The 20,148-nt window shown below is 36.8% G+C and carries 15 protein-coding genes, 1 tRNA gene and 1 pseudogene; 6 read left to right on the top strand and 11 right to left on the bottom strand.

All coding sequences use genetic code 11. The features are described from left to right. Window positions 1-23: 23 nt before the first annotated feature. The gene (locus tag Q0K76_RS00640; protein WP_294609674.1) at window positions 24-887 is read left to right on the top strand and encodes a DNA cytosine methyltransferase; all 864 of its coding nucleotides are present in this window, start codon (window positions 24-26) and stop codon (window positions 885-887) included. Between the two features lie 11 nt (window positions 888-898). Beyond that, window positions 899-2,218: a hypothetical protein gene (locus Q0K76_RS00635; protein ID WP_294609672.1), complete on the top strand. Its 1,320-nt coding sequence runs from the start codon at window positions 899-901 to the stop codon at window positions 2,216-2,218. A 199-nt stretch (window positions 2,219-2,417) separates the two neighbouring features. Here the strand turns inward: Q0K76_RS00635 and Q0K76_RS00630 are convergent, their stop codons facing one another. Continuing rightward, the gene (locus Q0K76_RS00630) at window positions 2,418-3,587 is read right to left on the bottom strand and encodes a tyrosine-type recombinase/integrase (protein WP_294609669.1); all 1,170 of its coding nucleotides are present in this window, start codon (window positions 3,585-3,587) and stop codon (window positions 2,418-2,420) included. Between the two features lie 169 nt (window positions 3,588-3,756). After that, window positions 3,757-3,828: transfer RNA gene (locus Q0K76_RS00625), tRNA-Arg, on the bottom strand. A gap of 124 nt (window positions 3,829-3,952) precedes the next feature. On the opposite strand from Q0K76_RS00625, the gene Q0K76_RS00620 reads away from it, so the two are divergent. Further along, the gene (locus Q0K76_RS00620; protein WP_294609666.1) at window positions 3,953-4,711 is read left to right on the top strand and encodes an MlaA family lipoprotein; all 759 of its coding nucleotides are present in this window, start codon (window positions 3,953-3,955) and stop codon (window positions 4,709-4,711) included. Window positions 4,712-4,769: 58 nt separating this feature from the next. Here Q0K76_RS00620 and Q0K76_RS00615 read toward each other — a convergent pair whose 3' ends face one another. Both Q0K76_RS00615 and Q0K76_RS00610 read right to left on the bottom strand, forming a co-directional pair. Further along, window positions 4,770-5,573: a TIGR03915 family putative DNA repair protein gene (locus tag Q0K76_RS00615; protein WP_294609662.1), complete on the bottom strand. Its 804-nt coding sequence runs from the start codon at window positions 5,571-5,573 to the stop codon at window positions 4,770-4,772. Between the two features lie 3 nt (window positions 5,574-5,576). After that, the gene (locus Q0K76_RS00610) at window positions 5,577-6,842 is read right to left on the bottom strand and encodes a putative DNA modification/repair radical SAM protein (RefSeq protein WP_294609659.1); all 1,266 of its coding nucleotides are present in this window, start codon (window positions 6,840-6,842) and stop codon (window positions 5,577-5,579) included. Between the two features lie 273 nt (window positions 6,843-7,115). Here Q0K76_RS00610 and fabB point away from each other — a divergent pair, with 273 nt between their 5' ends. Both fabB and asnA read left to right on the top strand, forming a co-directional pair. Further along, window positions 7,116-8,327, top strand: coding sequence for a beta-ketoacyl-ACP synthase I (gene fabB / locus Q0K76_RS00605; protein WP_294609656.1), 1,212 nt, complete (start codon window positions 7,116-7,118; stop codon window positions 8,325-8,327). A 312-nt stretch (window positions 8,328-8,639) separates the two neighbouring features. Beyond that, the gene (asnA, locus tag Q0K76_RS00600) at window positions 8,640-9,632 is read left to right on the top strand and encodes an aspartate--ammonia ligase (RefSeq protein ID WP_294609653.1); all 993 of its coding nucleotides are present in this window, start codon (window positions 8,640-8,642) and stop codon (window positions 9,630-9,632) included. A gap of 329 nt (window positions 9,633-9,961) precedes the next feature. Here asnA and Q0K76_RS00595 read toward each other — a convergent pair whose 3' ends face one another. The 3 genes and pseudogenes from Q0K76_RS00595 to greB all read right to left on the bottom strand — a co-directional run bounded on the left by Q0K76_RS00595 (window position 9,962) and on the right by greB (window position 11,306). Then, on the bottom strand, window positions 9,962-10,387 hold the full coding sequence (locus Q0K76_RS00595; protein ID WP_294609650.1) for a DUF1161 domain-containing protein: 426 nt from the start codon (window positions 10,385-10,387) through the stop codon (window positions 9,962-9,964). 159 nt (window positions 10,388-10,546) lie between these two features. After that, window positions 10,547-10,675 (bottom strand): annotated as a pseudogene (locus tag Q0K76_RS12960) (IS5/IS1182 family transposase); the annotation flags it as partial. 145 nt (window positions 10,676-10,820) lie between these two features. Beyond that, window positions 10,821-11,306, bottom strand: coding sequence for a transcription elongation factor GreB (gene greB / locus Q0K76_RS00590; protein WP_294609648.1), 486 nt, complete (start codon window positions 11,304-11,306; stop codon window positions 10,821-10,823). 46 nt (window positions 11,307-11,352) lie between these two features. On the opposite strand from greB, the gene Q0K76_RS00585 reads away from it, so the two are divergent. Beyond that, complete coding sequence (locus Q0K76_RS00585; RefSeq protein WP_294609645.1) at window positions 11,353-13,659, top strand: Tex family protein; 2,307 nt, start codon at window positions 11,353-11,355, stop codon at window positions 13,657-13,659. Between the two features lie 90 nt (window positions 13,660-13,749). Here Q0K76_RS00585 and Q0K76_RS00580 read toward each other — a convergent pair whose 3' ends face one another. The 4 genes from Q0K76_RS00580 to Q0K76_RS00565 form a co-directional block, all read right to left on the bottom strand. Continuing rightward, window positions 13,750-15,327, bottom strand: a complete 1,578-nt coding sequence (locus tag Q0K76_RS00580; protein WP_294609643.1) for an alpha/beta hydrolase-fold protein — start codon at window positions 15,325-15,327, stop codon at window positions 13,750-13,752. Next, on the bottom strand, window positions 15,317-17,509 hold the full coding sequence (locus Q0K76_RS00575) for a TonB-dependent siderophore receptor (RefSeq protein WP_294609640.1): 2,193 nt from the start codon (window positions 17,507-17,509) through the stop codon (window positions 15,317-15,319). Before Q0K76_RS00575 ends, Q0K76_RS00580 begins: the two co-directional genes overlap by 11 nt. A gap of 182 nt (window positions 17,510-17,691) precedes the next feature. Next, on the bottom strand, window positions 17,692-18,558 hold the full coding sequence (locus Q0K76_RS00570) for a YjjW family glycine radical enzyme activase (RefSeq protein ID WP_294609638.1): 867 nt from the start codon (window positions 18,556-18,558) through the stop codon (window positions 17,692-17,694). Next, window positions 18,533-20,080 (bottom strand): YjjI family glycine radical enzyme, encoded by a 1,548-nt coding sequence (locus tag Q0K76_RS00565; RefSeq protein ID WP_363322351.1) that lies wholly within the window; start codon window positions 20,078-20,080, stop codon window positions 18,533-18,535. The genes Q0K76_RS00570 and Q0K76_RS00565 overlap by 26 nt, the downstream gene beginning before the upstream one ends. Window positions 20,081-20,148 lie beyond the last annotated feature (68 nt).

The raw sequence follows: 20,148 nt of genomic DNA, 5'->3' as shown, positions 1-20,148 counted from the left end.
ACCCACCAAGGTTTTTAAAAAAAATGAACGTACTTTCTTTATTTGACGGCATAAGTTGCGGTCGAGTTGCGCTCGAACGCGCAAATATTAATGTAACAACATACTACGCTAGCGAGATTGATAAATATGCAATCCAAGTCAGTCAAAACAATTACCCGGACATAATCCGACTTGGTGATATAAACAATTGGGAAGATTGGGGCATTCCCTGGTCCGATATTGATTTGATATTAGCGGGGTCACCATGTCAGGGGTTTTCATTTGCGGGCAAACAACTTGCATTTGATGATAAACGTTCAGCATTATTTTTCAGATTTGCTGAAATACTGTCACATGTTAAGTCACTCAATTCTGGCATTAAATTTTTACTCGAAAATGTCAGGATGAAAAAAGATTATGAACGTGTAATTACATCTGTTGTTGGTGTTGAGCCTATCATGATTAATAGCGCGTTAGTGTCGGCGCAGGATAGAAAACGCCTTTACTGGTGTAACTGGGATGTAGAGCAGCCAGAAGATAAGGGAATTTTATTCGGAGATATTAAATCCGATTATTCAGATGTAGATATATGCACTGACGGCTGGGTTGAGTGGTGGAATATCAACAAGGATTATCAAATTAGTAAATGTTATTCCGCTTTATGCACTGATAACAGTAAAGCTATAACTATGACAGCACGTCAATATGCGAGCTGGAATGGTAATTTTATTCAAATTTCGGAAAATAAATATAGACGTGCAACCCCAATCGAATGCGAACGACTTCAAACACTACCAGACAATCACACCGCAGGAATTAGCAACACTCAACGCTATAAAACTCTCGGCAATGGTTGGACTGTTGACGTTATAGCCCACATTTTAAAGCACATGAATACTATTATCTAAAGGAAATAATTATGAAAAATACTAAATACGAATTAACAGACGAAAGTCTAGAAGTCAAGGGGCATAAACTCTACAGAATCAGGGCGTTAATAGATATAAATACCTCATTGGGGGTGATAAAAGCAGGAAGCAAAGGCGGGTTCATAGAGTCAGAAGCTAATTTAAGTTTTGTAGGATGTTCGTGGGTATGTGACGGTGCACAGGTATTTGAAGGTGCGTACATAGCCGGAGGAGCACAGGTTTACGGCGAAGCACAGGTTTACGGCAAGGCACAAGTAAGAGGCGAAGCGCGGGTACATAACAGCGCACAGATATACGACGATGCGCGGGTATTCGGCAAAGCACAGGTAAGCGGCAAAGCACAAGTAAGAGGCAAAGCACAAGTAAGAGGCGACGCGCAGGTATACGGCAAAGCGCAGGTATACGGCAAAGCATGGATATATGGCGATGCGCAGGTATATGGCGATGCGCGGGTATATGGCGATGCGCGGGTACATAACAGCGCACAGATATACGGCAAAGCACAGGTATACGGCGACGTAATAATATACGACGATACACAGGTATTCGGCGAAGCACAGGTTTACGGCAAGGCACAGGTATACGGCGAAGCGTGGGTACATAACAGCGCACGGATATACGGCGAAGCACAGGTATTCGGCGATGCGCAAGTATACAGTAAAGCACAGGTTTACGGCAAGGCACAGGTATACGGCAATGCACAAGTTAGCGGCGAAGTGTGGGTGTATGACACCGCAAAGGTATACGACGATGCGCAGGTATATGGCAATGCGCGGGTATATGGCAATGCACAAGTGTTCGGCAATGCACAAGTGTTCGGCGATGCGCGGGTATACGGCGATGCGCAGGTATACGGCTACGTTTCCGCGGCTGGCAGAGCACAGGTACACGGCAAAGCACAGGTATACGGCGACGTATTAACATACGACGATGCGCAGGTATACGGCAATGCACAAGTTAGCGGCGGTGCACAAGTTAGCGGCAGAGCGCGGGTATACGGCGATGCGCAGGTATCCGGCGATGCGCAGGTATCCGGCGAAGCACGGGTATGTGGCACCGCGCAGATATCTTCGAATAAAGATTACCTGTGTTTGTATCCGGTTGGCTCTCGTTCAGATGTGTTAACGGCTTACCGTGGCGCATTAGGCCTTACATGGGTGGTGGTGGGCTGCTTCTTTGGCACGGTTGAGCAATTTACGGAGCAGGTACTAAAAACTCATAAAGGTAATATATACGAAGGGCAATACCTGAGAGCTATTGAATTAATAAAATTTTCGCTATCCCAGAAGGATATTACTAGTGGCAAATAATTATACAATAGAAGATCCTCTTTACAACAAAACCCAAACGTGCGGGTATATTAGTATAGATGATAGAACACTAGATCGGTGGGTAAAATCTAAGGCATTTCCTAAACCCGATCTATACTTAGGCAGAAGCCCAAGGTGGCGACTATCCACCATTAACACCTACCTTGAGCAGAAAAAGCAAGAGCGCCAGGAAAAACAGCTACGCGGTTAAGCTATCTATATAGTCCGCATACCATTGCATCATCCCCCGCCTACCCTCCAAATACTGTGCGTGGTTGTAAATACCACGCACACTACTTTCCTCATGGTTTAGCTGCTTCTCTATCCAATCGCGGTTGAAACCTTGTTCATTTAACACACTTGAAAATTGATGCCTAAAACCGTGACCTGTTGCGCGGTTGGCAAACCCTAGCCGCTTTATCAACCCCAGAATAGCACCGTTGGACATATGAGACTGGCGGTTATTTCTGCCTGGAAAAACGTAATCGCAATGCCCGGTTATCGGGTGTAAGAATTTCAGTATTTTTATAGCCTGTTCGGATAACGGAACTAAGTGGACCCTACCTTTTTTTATTAACTCCTCGGGTATTAAAATGTATTGTTTTTCAAAATTGACATATTCCCATTTACACCGTAACAATTCCATTGTACGCACTGCGGTTATTATTAATAACTCGGTAGCATATCTTACAAGTATATTACCTGAATAAGATTGTAAAGCTTTCAGGAATTCGCGCATATCATCTTCCATCAAAAATGCATAGTTTTTCGAGGTGCGAGATATCATCGCCTTTGATAGCTCCCTTGCCGGGTTATTTTCCGCTCGTTCCGTAATGATTGCATACTGAAATACTTCTGCGCACCGTTGGCGCATCTTTTTAGCAATCTCTAAGGCCCCTCTGTTTTCAATTAGTTTCAAACAACTTAGCACTTCAATAGGTTTAATTTCCGATATTTCCATATCACCGATATAAGGAAATATATCTTTTTCAAAATAAGTTGTTATCATCTTTCGGGTATCTAATGACCAACTTCTTTTTTTGGTTTCAAACCATTCAATAGCTATCTTACTAAAGTTACTACCATGCGCTATGTTAGAAAGTAATGTTTTCTTCTTCCGCTCCACTGATGGATCTCGTCCATGCGCAAGCATACTTTTGGCAAGATCTCTTTCTTGCCTAGCCTCTGTTAAACTAAGGAGGGGGTATTTACCTATCGTTAACGTTTTGCGTTTACCTTTGAATTGATAGTCAAAACGCCAGGACTTGGTACCTGATGGTGTGATGTATAAATATAAGCTACCATAATCCGGTAGCTTATAAGGCTTCTCTTTGGGTTTAGCGGATTCGATGTTTTTTACAGTTAACATATTTACGGTATTTTTTGAGAGAGGGATTAAAATATACCGTAAATATACCGTGATTAGCTTTGCGTTGTCAAACGTAAAAGAGAGTTAACCTGAGTGATTAAATCTCTTGAAAGCCTTGTGGTGTGTGGGAAATAAAGTAAATTAAAGTGATTCTGAGTTTAAGTAATTTCGACCCCAGCAGGAATCGAACCTGCAACTAGCCCTTAGGAGGGGCTCGTTATATCCATTTAACTATGAGGTCATAGACTATTCATTTTAATAAATTTAAAAAGATAATGCTAACCAAATAACGAAAAATTTTCTATTTTGGCTAAACATGATACAATTAACTTAATTATAATTAGATAGATTTAATTGAATAAATTATGAAAAAAAGAATTGTTAGTATGTTATTTTCTATAATAACACTTACTGGTTGTGCATCATATGAACCTGAATCCAATTCATATAGCGATCCTTTGTCTGGATTCAATAAGGCTATGTTTAATATTAACTACTACGCACTAGATCCCTATATCTTACGACCAGCAGCTGTAGCATGGAAAGATTATGTGCCATCTCCTGTTCGTACAGGTGTTGTGAATTTCTCTTCTAACCTTTCTGAGCCAGCCTCAATGGTTAATAATTTACTACAAGGTGAAGGACATAAGGCTGGCGTTCACTTAGCACGATTTTTTGTAAATACAGTTTTTGGCTTTGCTGGTATCATGGATGTTGCAAGTATGTCTGACCCTCAATTGCAAAAAGGTAATAAATATAGTTTTGGTAATGTATTAGGCCATTACAATGTTCCTTATGGTCCTTATGCAGTTTTACCATTTTATGGTTCGGCAACCTTACGAGATGATGGAGGCAGTATAGTGGACACACTTTATCCTCCTTTAGTTTGGCTTGATTGGCAATGGGCATTAGTGCGTGGTGTAGTAGACGGTGTAGAAGCGCGAGCTATGGCGATTGAGTACGAAGATTTACTTAAAAATAGTGATGATCCATATAATTTTATGCGTAATGCTTACTTCCAACGTCATGATTTTGTAGCATCTGGTGGTAAAGTTGATGAAGAAAAACAAGAACAACGGCAAGAGAGCATCAATAGTTTTATAAATGATATAGATTCTCAATAATTTTTGTATTGTTAAAAGATTCTCGTAACCGTCGCTTTTACCGACGGTTTTTTTAGTGTTACCTATTTTTCATTTCAGGCAAATATTGCCAAAATCGTTTTGGCATTTGCTGTCGTTGTAATTTAGGATTGATCCTTTCCTTAATGGTTAATGCCTCACAATAACGATACCACATGGTTTGAAAAATAACTTCATCTGGGCTCAAATATTCTTGATTAATTTGACTATCAATAATTAGATCATTTTTATCGCCAAGTGATATACGTTTGATTCGCTCCAAATCATATAAATACCCATATTGCCGTTTTTCATCATATATTGCCCATTTTTGATCGGCATAACGATCTTTAAAAAAATTGAGTGTCAGCGGTAACGCATTATAAAGTGGAGCAATAACAGCAAAATAGATTTTTTCTTTTACTTCTTTATCGGCCTTAGTAACAAAATTTTCAATGACATTAAAGCGTACAAATTGCATTAGATATTCACGTTCCTTGCTTACTTTTCGCGATATTTCTCGCACCGCGAGAACATCGGGATCGGCAAAATCCGTCTCTATCGAATGTGGCGATCTAAATACTTTACATACATAACGGAAAATAATTAAATCACTGTCTGGCAATTCTGAAAGCCACACATTCACTAATTGTTGGCGAGTAATTTTGCTGAGCTTCTTTTTTAGTGCTGCTTGTACCCGCTCATACTTATTATTACGAATTTCAACATGATGGCTTTCAGTAGCAAATAACGGAGCAACCTCATCTTGGGCTAATAAACTTTCCGGCATTTTTTTAAGTTTGAAAGCATCAAAAACTGCACAAAATAACCCTTCAAAGGTTTTATCATAATAAAAAACTAACATAAATTACCATCCCATGACCAATTGTTGTGGCATATTCGATGGTTTGTCCTCAAGTAATGGCTTTTCCTGTAAAGAAAGTCGGATATATTCAGCCGAAGAATCAAGTAATTTAAATCGTCTCATTTCATGACAAACAATAAAAAATTGCGCTCGCTTTAACACTACACCAATTCGTTTAAGCGCTTCAAGATTTAATTTGCGATGTCTTCTCGCCATAATGATTAATTTGGCTGATTTAACTCCAATGCCTGGAACCCGTAAAATCTTTTGATAACTATCACGATTCACGTCAATCGGGAAAAATTGTGGGTTGCGTATCGCCCATGAAAGTTTGGGATCTACTGTTAGATCCAAATCGGGGTACTGTTCATTCACTATTTCATTGACATCAAAATCGTAAAAACGCAATAACCAATCAGCTTGATATAAACGATTTTCACGTACTCTTGGTACTTCTTTTAACACTGGAAGTCTTTTGTCATAACTGTTAACCGGAATGAAACCTGAATAATATACGCGCTTCATACTTGGCCTTTTATAGAGTTTGGCAGTTAATTGTAGAATTTGCTTATCGGTTTCGTCAGTTGCACCAATAATAACTTGGGTACTCTGCCCTGCTGGTACAAATTTTGGTGTCGATCTTATTTTTTTACGATCTTCTATATTCTCAAGCAAGTTTTGTTGAATATGGTGCATTGGCTGATAGATACTTTGATGATCTTTATCGGGTGCAAGTAATTTTAGATTCTTTTCGGTTGGGATTTCTAAATTGACACTCATTCTGTCAACCAATAGCCCTGCTTGGCTAATTAGTTCATTGCTTGCCCCTGGAATCGCTTTCATATGTATATAGCCATTAAAAGCGTATTCGTTACGTAATATTTTTACCGCTCGTATCATTTTTTCCATAGTATGATCTGGGGTTCTAACAATACCAGAACTTAAAAAAAGGCCTTCGATGTAATTGCGACGGTAAAACTCAATAGTTAATTCAGCTAATTCTCTGGGCGTAAATCCTGCTCTTGGAATATCATTACTTTGACGGTTTATGCAATATGCACAATCAAACATACAGTAATTTGTTAGCATTATTTTAAGTAATGAAACACATCGACCATCAGCAGTAAAAGTATGGCAAATTCCCCAACCATATGCACTACCAATTCCTTTGCTTTTATTGCTTCGTGAAGTCCCACTGGAAGCACAAGAAATATCATACTTGGCCGATTCGGCTAATATTTCAAGTTTAGTCATTATGTTCTCATTCATTTTAACTCCGCCTAAATAACTGTATTTATATACAGCATTATAGCTGGATTATTTATCTAAGCAAGTAAATAAAAAAAGCATGATATAGCATGAAAAATTTAAATAGAGCTACGAAAATATGAATAATCAACATACAATTTATCGTAAAAAAGAAATAAATAGTCCTGTATAACCTGAATAAATAGATAACGGCTATTGTTCAGCTTACAAGTGTACGCTATAATCTCCACAATTTTTCAGATGAAGCCAGATAATTTAGGAGCAGGTTATTAAATGAAACGTGTTGTGATTACAGGTTTAGGGATTCTTTCAAGTATAGGTAATAATACTAAAGAAGTGTTGGAATCGCTAAAAATTGGACGTAGTGGAATTACTTTTTCACAAGAAATGAAAGATAGTGGAATGCGTAGCCATGTATGTGGTAATGTAAAATTAGATACCACAGGACTTATTGATCGTAAAGTTGTTCGCTTTATGAATGATGCTTCTATTTATGGCTATCTTGCTTTACAACAAGCAATTGAAGACGCTAAATTAACACCTGAACAAGTATCTAATCCTCGAACAGGATTAATCGCTGGTTATGGTGGTTCAACTAAAACCCAATATGCAGTTGTCGCTGGAATGAAAGAGAAAGGATTACGCGGAGTGGGTCCTTATGCAGTCACCAAATCAATGTCTTCTGCAATTTCTGCTTGTTTGGCAACGCCTTTTAAAATTAAAGGTGTTAGCTACTCAATGACTTCTGCTTGTGCAACATCAGTACACTGTATTGGCCACGCTGCTGAGTTAATCCAACTTGGTAAACAAGATATTGTTTTTGCTGGTGGTGGTGAAGAACTTTGTTGGGAAATGTCATGTGAATTTGATGCTATGGGCGCATTATCAACTAAATACAATGACAATCCTGAAAAAGCATCACGTGCTTATGATGCCAATCGTGATGGTTTTGTCATTGCCGGCGGCGCAGGCATGGTAGTGGTAGAAGAATTAGAACATGCACTAGCCCGCGGCGCTCATATTTATGGTGAATTAGTAGGTTACGCAGCAACATCCGATGGTTATGACATGGTCGCCCCATCTGGTGAAGGTGCAATGCGTTGTATGCAACTAGCTATTCAAGACCTTGATGTACCTGTTGATTACATCAACACTCATGGTACATCGACTCCTGTTGGTGACGTCAAAGAATTGTGGGCAATTAAACAAGTTTTTGGTGATAATATTCCAGCAATTTCATCAACCAAATCAATGACCGGCCACTCATTAAGTGCTACAGGCGCCCAAGAATTAATCTATTCTTTATTAATGCTAGAGCATGGTTTTATTACTCCAAGTATCAACATTGACGAGTTAGATGAAGCAGCCATTGGTATGAATATTATTACAGAACCGACAAAACGGGAATTGACAACAGTTATGTCAAATAGCTTTGGCTTCGGTGGTACTAATGCTTCAATTGTTATGAAAAAATATCAAGCATAGATTAAATATCAAAAACCAAGTAACATGATAAAAAACTAATCTTTCGTTGAAAGATTAGTTTTTTTTATTATTTGAAACATCCCCAAATATATATTTTGAAAGCCTATATTTCTGCAAATTAGATCTTATATATTCTTTTCAAATCATCACTGGCTACAGTTGAATATAGGGGCTGTTTTTATACTGAAACATATGCTTAACCTGAAACATCTTTACAGTAAACAAGCCATTATTCTAACTTGCATAATTTTATTTTCTAGTTTACTTTATTTAAATTCATAAGCACAAGTTAACTAATATTAGAGAGAAAACATGACAATATCATTCAAAGAACAACAACAACGAATTAGTTTTGTAAAACATTTTTTTGCGGAGCAATTAGCTGAAAAATTATCACTTATTGAAGTTCAAGCACCTTTATTAAGCCAAGTTGGTGATGGAATTCAAGATAATTTATCCGGAACCGAAAAAGCAGTTCAAGTCAAAGTTAAAGCTATTCCAAATGCACAATTTGAAGTAGTTCATTCGCTGGCAAAATGGAAACGTAAAATCTTAAGTGAACATCACTTTGAAGTTGGCGAAGGTCTTTACACCAATATGAAGGCATTACGCCCAGATGAAGATCAACTTTCTCCTATCCATTCTGTTTATGTTGATCAATGGGATTGGGAAAAAGTTATGCGCCCAGAAGATCGTAATTTAACTTATTTAAAACAGACGGTAGAAAAGATTTATTCTGCTATAAAAACGACAGAAAAAGTTGTTGCTGAAAAATATCACTTATCACGTTTTTTACCTGAAACCATCACTTTCATTGATAGTGAACAATTATTAAAACGTTATCCTAACTTATCGCCTAAAGAACGTGAAAATGCTATTACTAAAGAACTTGGTGCCGTATTTTTAATAGGTATTGGTGGTAATTTATCTAACAATGAAAAACATGATGTACGTGCACCTGATTATGATGATTGGAGTAGTGATAATGAATTAGGTTCCAAAGGATTGAATGGTGATATTTTAGTTTGGAATCCAGTTTTAAGCAGTGCATTTGAAATTTCATCCATGGGAATTCGCGTTAATCCAGAAACCTTGAAACGCCAATTAAAAATTACCAATGATGAACCACGCTTACAATTTGCATGGCACCAAGCCTTAGTCAACGGTCAACTATTACAAACCATCGGTGGTGGTATTGGTCAATCCAGATTAGTCATGCTACTTTTGCAACAAAAACATATTGGACAAGTTCAAGCAAGTGTTTGGAATGATTCAATAAAACAACATTATCAGCATCTGCTATAACTTTTTATAATTAAACTATTTTCCCATTATTAAACTAATGGGAAAGTTAGATTTAGTTTGTATTCAATCTAATTCGCTATGACGTTAATTTTGATTACACCAAATGTAAATATAAAATTCATCTCTAATAAGTGACTTTGCCTTTTTTGTAATCAAAATATTAAGGAGCAACTAATCAGGCTTATTATTTGAAATAATTACTATTTTACTTTTACTAGTATTAATCGTATCAAGCTCAATTGGTATAATCTCAGTCAATGCGACCTAATATAAAACAAACCATGGATTAAATCTCTATCTTAATTTAATCCATTTTGTTTTCAATCAGACTAATTTGCTTTAGATTCTTGATCTTGTGATGTTTCAGGAACAGATTCTACTTCTGGCTGTTGTTGTGGTTCTAAAGCAGGTGCTGGTGTTTCTTGTTTTTGAGTATCTATCTGTGATTCATCTACTGAATTCGCTGCTTCAGTTGTTGGCGAAGTCGGCGCTGTTTCAGGTGCTTTAGTTGCAGTAGGTACTTTATCTAAACGCACATAAATAATTTTTTGTTTACCACCATCACATGAACCTACAATTTTCCCTTCAACTTGTTGTTGTGACTGCTCAGTAGGCAAAAGTTTTAATTGAAACTGAGATGGTTTAACACCATTTTTTTGAATTTTTTCGGCTATACTGGTACTGACTTGATCGCAATTTGATGCAGCAACAACCATTGGAATGCTTAACAATGAAACTAAAACTAGTTTTTTCATACCATTTTTCCCTTTCTCATGAATGACATTAATATTGGGTGCATTATAAGACTATTAATAAAACTGTCTATATTATTGTAGTTATTGATAAAAAATAGTTTGCCAATTATGGATTGTTGATTTTTCGATTTCATGATTTTTACCGTTTTACTTTGCGTTTTACATTATCCAACAAGCTAGTATTAAAGTGCTGACATAATCTTTCGCCAATTTGTCATATCTTTTAGCTATTGTGCGGTTATGCTTTATTCACACAAAGACATTTTCTAAAAGATACCAATACAAAAACCCCAATTAATATCATCGTTCCTTGTCTTGGCGTTACGCTATTCTTGGAGCAGCAGATTAGTTTTATTTATTCCTGATAATTATTGATATTTTTCAATGTGATAACCCTTACCCACTATTATTAATGATTATATTTTAAACACCCTTACACATCTAGACTTTTATAACTAATTGCCGTTATATAATAAAATGCAGTGCCATTGGGTGTCATGACTGAGATTTCATCATCAACTTTGTGACCGATTAATGCTCTGGCAACTGGGCTATTGATGGATATCCAGTTCTTTTTAGGATCGAATTCATCAGCGCCAACAATGCGATAAACTTGTAAATTACCATTTTCGTCTTCTAATTTTACCCATGCTCCGAAAAAGACTTTGCCCTCTTGCCGAGGATCAGGGTCAACAATGGTGAGTGATTCTAATCGTTTGGTTAAAAAACGTACTCGCCTATCAATTTCACGCAGCCGACGTTTACCATATATATATTCCGCGTTTTCACTGCGATCCCCTAGTGCTGCGGCATCTGAGACGGCTTGAGTTACTTTGGGTCTTTCTTCTTTCCATAAATATTTCAATTCACACTCGAGTGTTAAGTAGCCCTCTCTTGTTATATAATTAGCACCTTTCATAATAAAAACAAATTCCGTTAATTGATAAAAAATATATTGAGACATCATGATAAATAATCAAATTAGCCATATTATAGCTGGTGAGTTAACCGTAAAACCAGAACAAGTTTTAGCTGCAATCCAATTATTAGATGAAGGTAGTACCGTTCCCTTTATTGCCCGTTATCGTAAAGAAGTAACTGGGGGGCTTGATGATACCCAATTGCGTACTTTAGATAGCCGTTTAAGTTACTTACGTGAACTTGAAGATCGTAAACAAACCATCTTAAAATCTATTGAAGAACAAGGTAAATTAACACCGGAATTATCTAAGAGTATTATCTCAACGCTTAGTAAAACCGAACTTGAAGATCTTTATTTACCTTACAAACCTAAACGCCGTACTCGCGGTCAGATTGCCATTGAAGCAGGACTAGAACCGCTTGCTGATGATTTATGGCAAAACTCAACATTAAATCCGGAAACTGAAGCCGAGAAATATTTAGATGCAGATAAAGGTGTGGCTGATACTAAATCTGCGTTAGATGGGGCTCGTTACATTCTAATGGAACGTTTCGCTGAAGATGCAGCATTATTAGCCAAAGTGCGTCACTATCTGTGGAACAATGCGCATTTAGTTTCGCAAGTCGTTAGTGGTAAAGAGGAAGAAGGCGCTAAATTTCGTGATTATTTTGCCCAAAGTGAGTTGATCTCAAAAGTACCTTCACACCGTGCTTTAGCGATGTTTCGTGGGCGGAATGAAGGCTTTTTACAACTTTCATTAAATGCCGATCCGCAATATGAAGAAGCGCCTAAAGAAAGTTATTGCGAACAGATCATCACTGAATATTTAGGTGTACATTTTAATGATCAACCAGCAGATAAGTGGCGTAAAGCAGTAATTAATTGGACTTGGCGCATTAAGATTTTGCTGCATATGGAAACTGAATTAATGACTACTCTGCGCGAAAATGCAGAGCAAGAAGCGATCGACGTATTTGCGGCTAATTTGCATGATATGTTAATGGCGGCCCCTGCGGGTATGAAAGTGACCATGGGTATGGATCCTGGATTACGCACTGGTGTTAAAATTGCAGTAGTGGATGCCACCGGTAAATTGGTCGCGACTGAAACTATCTACCCACATACTGGGCAAGCCGATAAGGCAGCCATGATAATAGCGGCACTTTGTATTAAGTATCAAGTTGAACTGGTTGCAATTGGTAATGGTACCGCTTCACGGGAAACTGAACGCTTTTATTTAGATGTACAAAAGAAATACCCAGAAGTTAAAGCGCAAAAAGTGATTGTCAGTGAGGCCGGCGCATCAGTTTATTCCGCTTCGGAACTGGCAGCCCAAGAGTTCCCCGATCTTGATGTATCAATTCGTGGTGCGGTATCTATTGCCCGGCGCTTACAAGATCCCCTTGCCGAATTAGTTAAAATCGATCCAAAATCAATTGGAGTGGGTCAATATCAACATGATGTGAGTCAAACCTTATTGGCGAAAAAGCTTGATGCAGTGGTGGAAGATGGCGTAAATGCGGTTGGGGTGAATTTAAATACCGCCTCAATGATGTTATTGGCGCGTATTGCCGGATTAAATAAAGTCATCGCGCAAAATATTATTGATTGGCGCAATGAAAATGGTCAATTTTCTGACCGTAAACAGTTATTAAAAGTAGCGCGATTAGGTCCTAAAGCCTTTGAGCAATGTGCTGGTTTTTTACGCATTACCAATGGCAACAATCCATTAGATGCATCAGCCGTGCACCCAGAAGCCTATCCTGTAGTTGAGCGGATTTTAGATAAGAATCATAAATCACTAAAAGACATTTTAGGTGATACTAATTATTTAAAATCACTTAAAGCGGTTGATTATGTGGATGATCATTTCGGTGTGCCAACCGTGACTGACATTATTAAAGAATTGGATAAACCGGGGCGTGACCCGAGACCAGAATTTAAAACTGCGCAGTTTGCTGACAATATTGAAACCATGCAAGATTTAAAAGTCGGTATGGTTATGGAAGGTGCGGTAACCAATGTAACTAACTTTGGTGCCTTTGTTGATATTGGCGTACATCAAGATGGTTTAGTGCATATTTCAGCTTTATCCAATAAATTTGTTGATGATCCTAGAACAGTAGTTAAAGCTGGTGATATTGTTAAAGTAAAAGTAGTGGAAGTCGATATTGCTCGTAAACGCATTGCGTTAACCATGCGACTAGATGATGCAGTCATGCCTAAGCAAGATTCGACAAAACCGGCTAATGGTAAATCAGTAACGGCTAAATCTCAAAATCATAACCATTCTATGGGTAATAGTGCTATGGGAAATGCGTTTGCCGCTGCGTTTAACAAAAATAAATAACATTATTTAGTATTAAGCAGTAAAAAATATGGTTCCGTTGACTAATAGCAATGGAACCATATAATAAAGCCTAATATCATTTATGGTATATTAATGGTGCGTATTTAATAAATATTGCAAACCTTCGGCAAATTCGCCTTGCCAATGTAAGTAATCGTGCCCGCTAGCTGTTTCATGGTAAAAATAAGTATAGCCTTTAGCACGTAAAATATTGCTAAAATGACGATTACTAGTTAGCAAGTTGCCTTCAAATAAGCCTGCATTAAGGTAGAATTTAATTGGTTTAGGTGCTTGTTGGGCAAATTGCTCACTGAGCCATTCACCAGTGTGATTTTTTGGCCCCCACCAATAAGAGCCTGATAAACTCAATACCTTAGGAAAATACTGTGGATATAAAAAAGCAATATAAGACGAAGCTAATCCACCAAAACTAGAACCAGCAATAACGGTATTAGTTGACTTAACATCAATATGTTGTTGTTTCAACCATGGCAATAATTCGGTGGCTAAGCAATCAGCTAACTTTGTTGAATAAGGCGGTAATTCTTGGGAACGTGTTTGGCTATCCATGGTATCAAGCATCACCAAAATCGTCGGACTGATTTTTTTATGCGCGATTAAATTATCCATTATATTAATAATAGCAGTTTTTTGTTGATACTGGCGACTATCAAACAAAATAACTAAGTTTAGATCATCTAGTGGCAATGTTTTGATATTAGCTGGCCAGTAAATCGTGATATCGCGTTCATTGTTTAGAATATGACTTTTAAATTTATATTGAGTTAAACTGCCTTTAGGTGAGTTTATTTCTGCTTTAATACCAAATTGTACGGGTGCGTCAGCGAGTTCAACATAAGATTGTCGATGAAATTTATCGACCCCATCACTTGGGTAAAAATGAGGATTTAGTGGATCTTGCTGTGCCGTTGCAACAATAGCATGCCTTTGCTGCGCTATGGGTTTTGCGGTTATGGGAATATTAGGTGCGAGCTGATAACTATAACGAGTGGTTTTAGGCACGATGTAACTACGAAACCAAACGTCACTATTAGCCAGATGATATAAGTCATCGTGATCACCAGTTGGTGAACCAAATATTTTGATATTTTTTAACTCTCCCCGCCATAAAAATGTCATTATCACATGATTTTCATCATACGGTTCGATTAAAGGGGTGCCTTGCTCAGTGATTTTATGCCAAAAAACACTAGTATCTTTATTGGTTGATAAAGATTGTTCAAGTTTCATTAACTCAGGACTAATTAATGTATAGGCTTTAGGGGTGTTGGTTGGTGTGACTTGCCAAGATAGTTTAAATAATTGATTAGGTTGACCGCTCAAAATAAGTTGATAATTATCACTTTGTGGCACCGTAAAAATAAATTCATTATTATTGCTACTCAATTGTCGTAAATGCTTATGATCTTTGGTCAAAAGATCTAGCTTATCTAGCGAAGTATAACTTCCTTCAATCAAATCATCTTGTTTGAAATAGGTCTGTATACAAAGTTTGCCTGAATCATCCAATTGCTGGCTGTCCATCGTTGCTTCTGGCGCCAAAGCTATACAAGGTAAATTAGCATTACCATATAAAGGTAATGCTAATAAAGCAATTCCACCTAAATAGAATTGCTTGTTTTTATGTGACAAAAAATTACCAATCATAATTTAAAGCTGCTGAAACTTGACGTTCTAGACCGTAGAAGCAAGCTGATTCGCCAGCACATGAGGAAACGTAATGTTTGTTAAATAAATTATTAGCATTAACTTGCAAAGATAATCCTTTCATACTTGGCATTTTTGCAGAAAAATCATAGCGCAGAGTCCAATCATATAATGTATAGGAAGATACGGCAAAACGATATTTACGACTATAATCATTATTTTTGTTTTCAAAACCACTTGAACTACCTGTATGACGTATACCAAAACCACTGGATAATCCATTTAGTGCACCATCAATAAATTTATAATCCGCCCATATAGATGCTTGATGTTTTGGTGTCTGCTCAATAGGATTTCCTTTTAGACCAACTACTGTAGTTTTTTTGTATTCAGTATCAGCATAACTATAAGAAGCTATTAAATCGATATTAGGTGTTAATTCAGAATGTGCTTCAAATTCAAAGCCTTGAGAACGTACTTTACCAGTTTGTACATTATGCCAAATAGAACGATCATAAGTTAATACATCTTTTTCATTCAAATGATATACAGCTGCAGTTAACAAGGTTTTACTATTTGGAATTTGATATTTTATACCAGTCTCAATTTGAGCTGATTTAGATGGTTTAAACGCTTTATTATTAATATCTAGACTTGCATTGGGTTGGAATGAAGTACTGTAACTAACATAAGGCGATATACCATTATCGAAAGCGTATAATACCCCTAAGCGCGTAGTAAAAGCATTATCGTCAATTGCTATTCGTTTATCCTTACCAGTTACAAGACGATTTTTGATATTCACTTTTGATTTATCGTAACGTCCGGCTAATAAAATATTCCATTTATCTATTTCAAGTTGATCTTGTAGATAAATGCCAATTTGTTTTAATGCTTGTAAATTATCATCTTGAGGATTCAATTTATCGCCAGCTTTAGGAACAGTAATATGGTAACGCGGATGTTTCCAATCAATAATATAACCATTTGAAGCTCGATTTAACTGATTATCATCACGATTCCACTTATAATCAAAACCTAAAGTGGCATTGTGTGTTACCATGCCGGTATCAAATAATGATTCAAGGCGAGTATCAACCGTTAATTCTTTATTATTAATATGTTCTGTCTGTGGTCTACGGTAGATGCTCGTATTAGAGTTATCATCATCAAAAGTGTATACCATATATTTAAATCGTTGGGTATTTTTGGTATAGCGTAAATTTTGTCTAAAGGTAAGATTATCATTAAAATCATGATCTAAAGCATAACCGGTAGAATATTGTTCTCGCCAGGATTTATAAAAATTTGGATCGCTAATGGCAAAGTCATAAGGTACTTTACCATGACTTTTATCAACGGTACCACGTTTTGGTAAAAAGTTACGGTCGTTAGCTTCCGGATCTTTTTGATAGTTAGTTAGTAAAGTAAAAGTGGTGTTTTCAGATGGCATCAAAGTTAGTGCCGGAGCAATAGCAATACTTTCATCCCGCACAAATTTAGGTTGCGCATCGCGTTCCGTACCAATACCATTCAAGCGGAACAATATCTTATCGGTTATAGCACCACCAAAATCGAACGCAGCTTCGCGCAAACGTTGATTACCGGCACGAACTTGTACATGGCGAATCGTTTCAGCTGTTGGGCGTTTACTGGTCATGCCAATTAACCCTCCAGGAGAGGATTGACCATACAATGCTGATGATGGTCCTTTGATTAATTCAACACGTTCAAGTAACCAAGGATTAAGGGCTACATTACGGGAGTTTAATGTTCCAGAATAATTAAGGCCATCTAAATAACGTGACGCATAACCAAAACCTCTAACTCTCACTTCATCAGCTCTATTTGAATCACCGCGATATTCGGTAAATACACCAGATGTATAACGCAACGCTTGTGAAACAGATGCAGCATTTTGCAAATCCATTTGATCACGAGTAATAACAGAAACCGACTGTGGCGTTTTAATTAATGGAATATCACTTTTGGTTGCTAACATACTGCGGGTTGCTACAATGCCTTTTACTCGACCTGTTGCATATTCTGTTTTTCCTTCGACGTACATGACATCATCAGTTTTATCATTATCGCTGACGGTTTCTGCTAAAGCGGGCATAGCAAACGTAGTTGCTAATATTAATACTGAAAACTTATTAAGTTTTAGTGGACAAATTGACATTTTAACCTCTCCTTAGTGATCAAATATTGCGCAGTCTAAACTAAATGATAATCATTTTCAATTATATTTTAAGTAATTTTATTTATTGTTAATAATTAGTAAGTTATTACTCTGCGGACAATAAATCTGTCTTAGGTATGCAATTTGATTCGTTATTAAATATTTGAAGGAAAATATAACTATTATAAATAAATGGTTGGTACCGTAATGTGTTCTAAACCGTAATGTCTTAATTGTGTAGCAAAAATATCAACTTGTTGTTTGGTTGCCGGTTCCCAAGTTTTGGCTATACCATGCACGCCATGATTATGAAATGCATTGATACGAATTTTGATCGCTGGATTTAAATTCTTTATAAAATTTGCAATATTTTTTGCATTATCTTGTAAATCGGTTTGCTTAGGGATGAGAAGAAATCTAACTTCATATAATTTATTAATTTTTGAAAGATATTCAATAGTTTGTTTAACTCGTTTATTATCTCGACCAGTTAAATTTATATGTATTTGATTATTCCAAGCTTTAAGATCAATCATTGCACCATCCATGACATTTGCTACTTTTTGCCATCCTGTTGCAGCTAAATAACCATTACTATCAATAAAACAAGTTAAATGTTTTAAATCATCAGATTGTTTTATGGTGTTAAATAGGTTTTGAATAAAAGGTAACTGTAATGTTGCCTCTCCACCACTAATGGTAATGCCCGTTAAAAAAGGCAAATATTTGCGGATTGTTTTTAAAATATCATCAACACTATAGTGATAGGTCATTGGTGTTGAGTTATAACTACAGGTATTAATACAAGTATCACATTGCTGACAAACATCAGCACGCCATATGACTTTATTATTTTTTAATGATAAGGCTTGATGAGGACAAGTATCGACACAATCACCACAATCCTTACATAACGATATGGTGTAGGGATTGTGGCAATTTAAACAGCGAAAGTTACATCCTTGTAAAAATATAACAAAACGATTTCCAGGCCCATCGACACAAGAAAAGGGTAAAAGTTTATTAACGATTGCCCATGATTTGCTCATGACTAATCACTCTCGGTGTTCGGCATAAGTAACTATTACCTTCAGTATCATCTGCTGCTTCACTGCCCAAAAAGGTAGTATTAATTCGTGAACCTTCTTGTTTATATTTAGCAATATCCGATAATCTCACCATATAACCCGTTACACGAACAAGATCATTACCACTTATATTGGCAGTAAATTCACGAAAACCAATTTGGAAAGCGGCTTTACAAATTTGCAATAAGGCTGATTGATTATTTTTGATGGTTTCATCAACAGTTAAAATATCACTAATGCCTGAGTTATAGTAATGATGATGTTTAAATAAAGCCATAATATGATTAACTGGATCGGGCTCATGACCATAAGGAATTCTTAGTCCGGGTGTTGTGCCACGATCAGAGCTAATCCCTGATTGAGCATGTAACATGGCTTTACCTTGCCAAGCGTATTTGAGTGTATTATTGTCAACAAATTCGGCAAGTTGTTTGGTAATGGTTAACGCAAGTTCATTGGCATCTTCATCTTGTCCATAGCGTCCAGCAAGATTTGATTTTTCTTGTAAAATATTTACCGCTTCAGCCATTGCATAAATACCGAACATTGGTGCAAAGCGATTGGCATCGATTAATCCTTCTTTTACTAAAAAACTACCGCTAAAAAAGTTCGATTTTTCATAAAGAAATTCAGATCTAGCCTTGATAAGATTTAATTGCAGTTCGCAATAATAAGGAAGAGTGTTTTGCAAAAAATCATCAATATGTTTACTCCGTAATGCAACCTCTTTAAGATTGATTCGTGCAAGTGTACTGCCACCACCAGCCACTGGTAATGAATTATAGCAACTGACCACGCCATATCCTTTTTCATCAAAATCTTTTTTAATCATATTATTATTGGCAATATGTGGTTTGGCTGTTTCGCAAATATTGCCAATTGCTATAGATAATAATGCTTCAGGTGTTATTTGTTCATCATAAATAAAGGTTAAATTTGGTGCGACTTGCTTAAGTTCTTTATCAATACGTAATAATAACCGACAGAGTATATTATCGGTAGGTCCTATATTGGCATGCATAAAAGCATCTGGTAAATTACGATCAAGCATAATCCAAAAATGTTTTAAACGATCATAAAGTTCATCTTCATTGAGATTACCAATATATGGCAGTAATAATTGATCCAAGCAACCTAAATAAACAGGCATTCCGGTAACAGAGGGAACATGATGATAGGCAATGGTTAACATATTTATTGCATCATCAAAGGTTTTTGCTGGTGCAAGTTCTAACCATTGCGATCCTTGTTTGAGGAATTTGGCATAATCAGGTAATACATATCGCGGTTTATAAGGTGCATGCCCCTCATACATGTCACAAATTACACGTTCATTTAAGGCTTTTTCTGTTTCGCTATCAAGAGTAACATAAGGTAGATTATTTTCGGCGGCTAAAGCAAGTAAATGGGATTTTTGTTTGGGTGATAAATTAGGATCAGTGACAATGTTATAACAACTGCTTTGAAATTCTGTCATATTCATATTAACCTCAGTGCTAAAAGCAAATATCTGTGAATCATTCTAAACTTGAGTTTTCGATCATAAAGGAA

The organism is uncultured Gilliamella sp. (genome assembly GCA_945271295.1).
Classification (GTDB): domain Bacteria; phylum Pseudomonadota; class Gammaproteobacteria; order Enterobacterales; family Orbaceae; genus Gilliamella.
The sequence above is the reverse complement of the archived record's forward strand: the minus strand, read 5'-3'. Positions and strand labels throughout refer to the sequence as shown.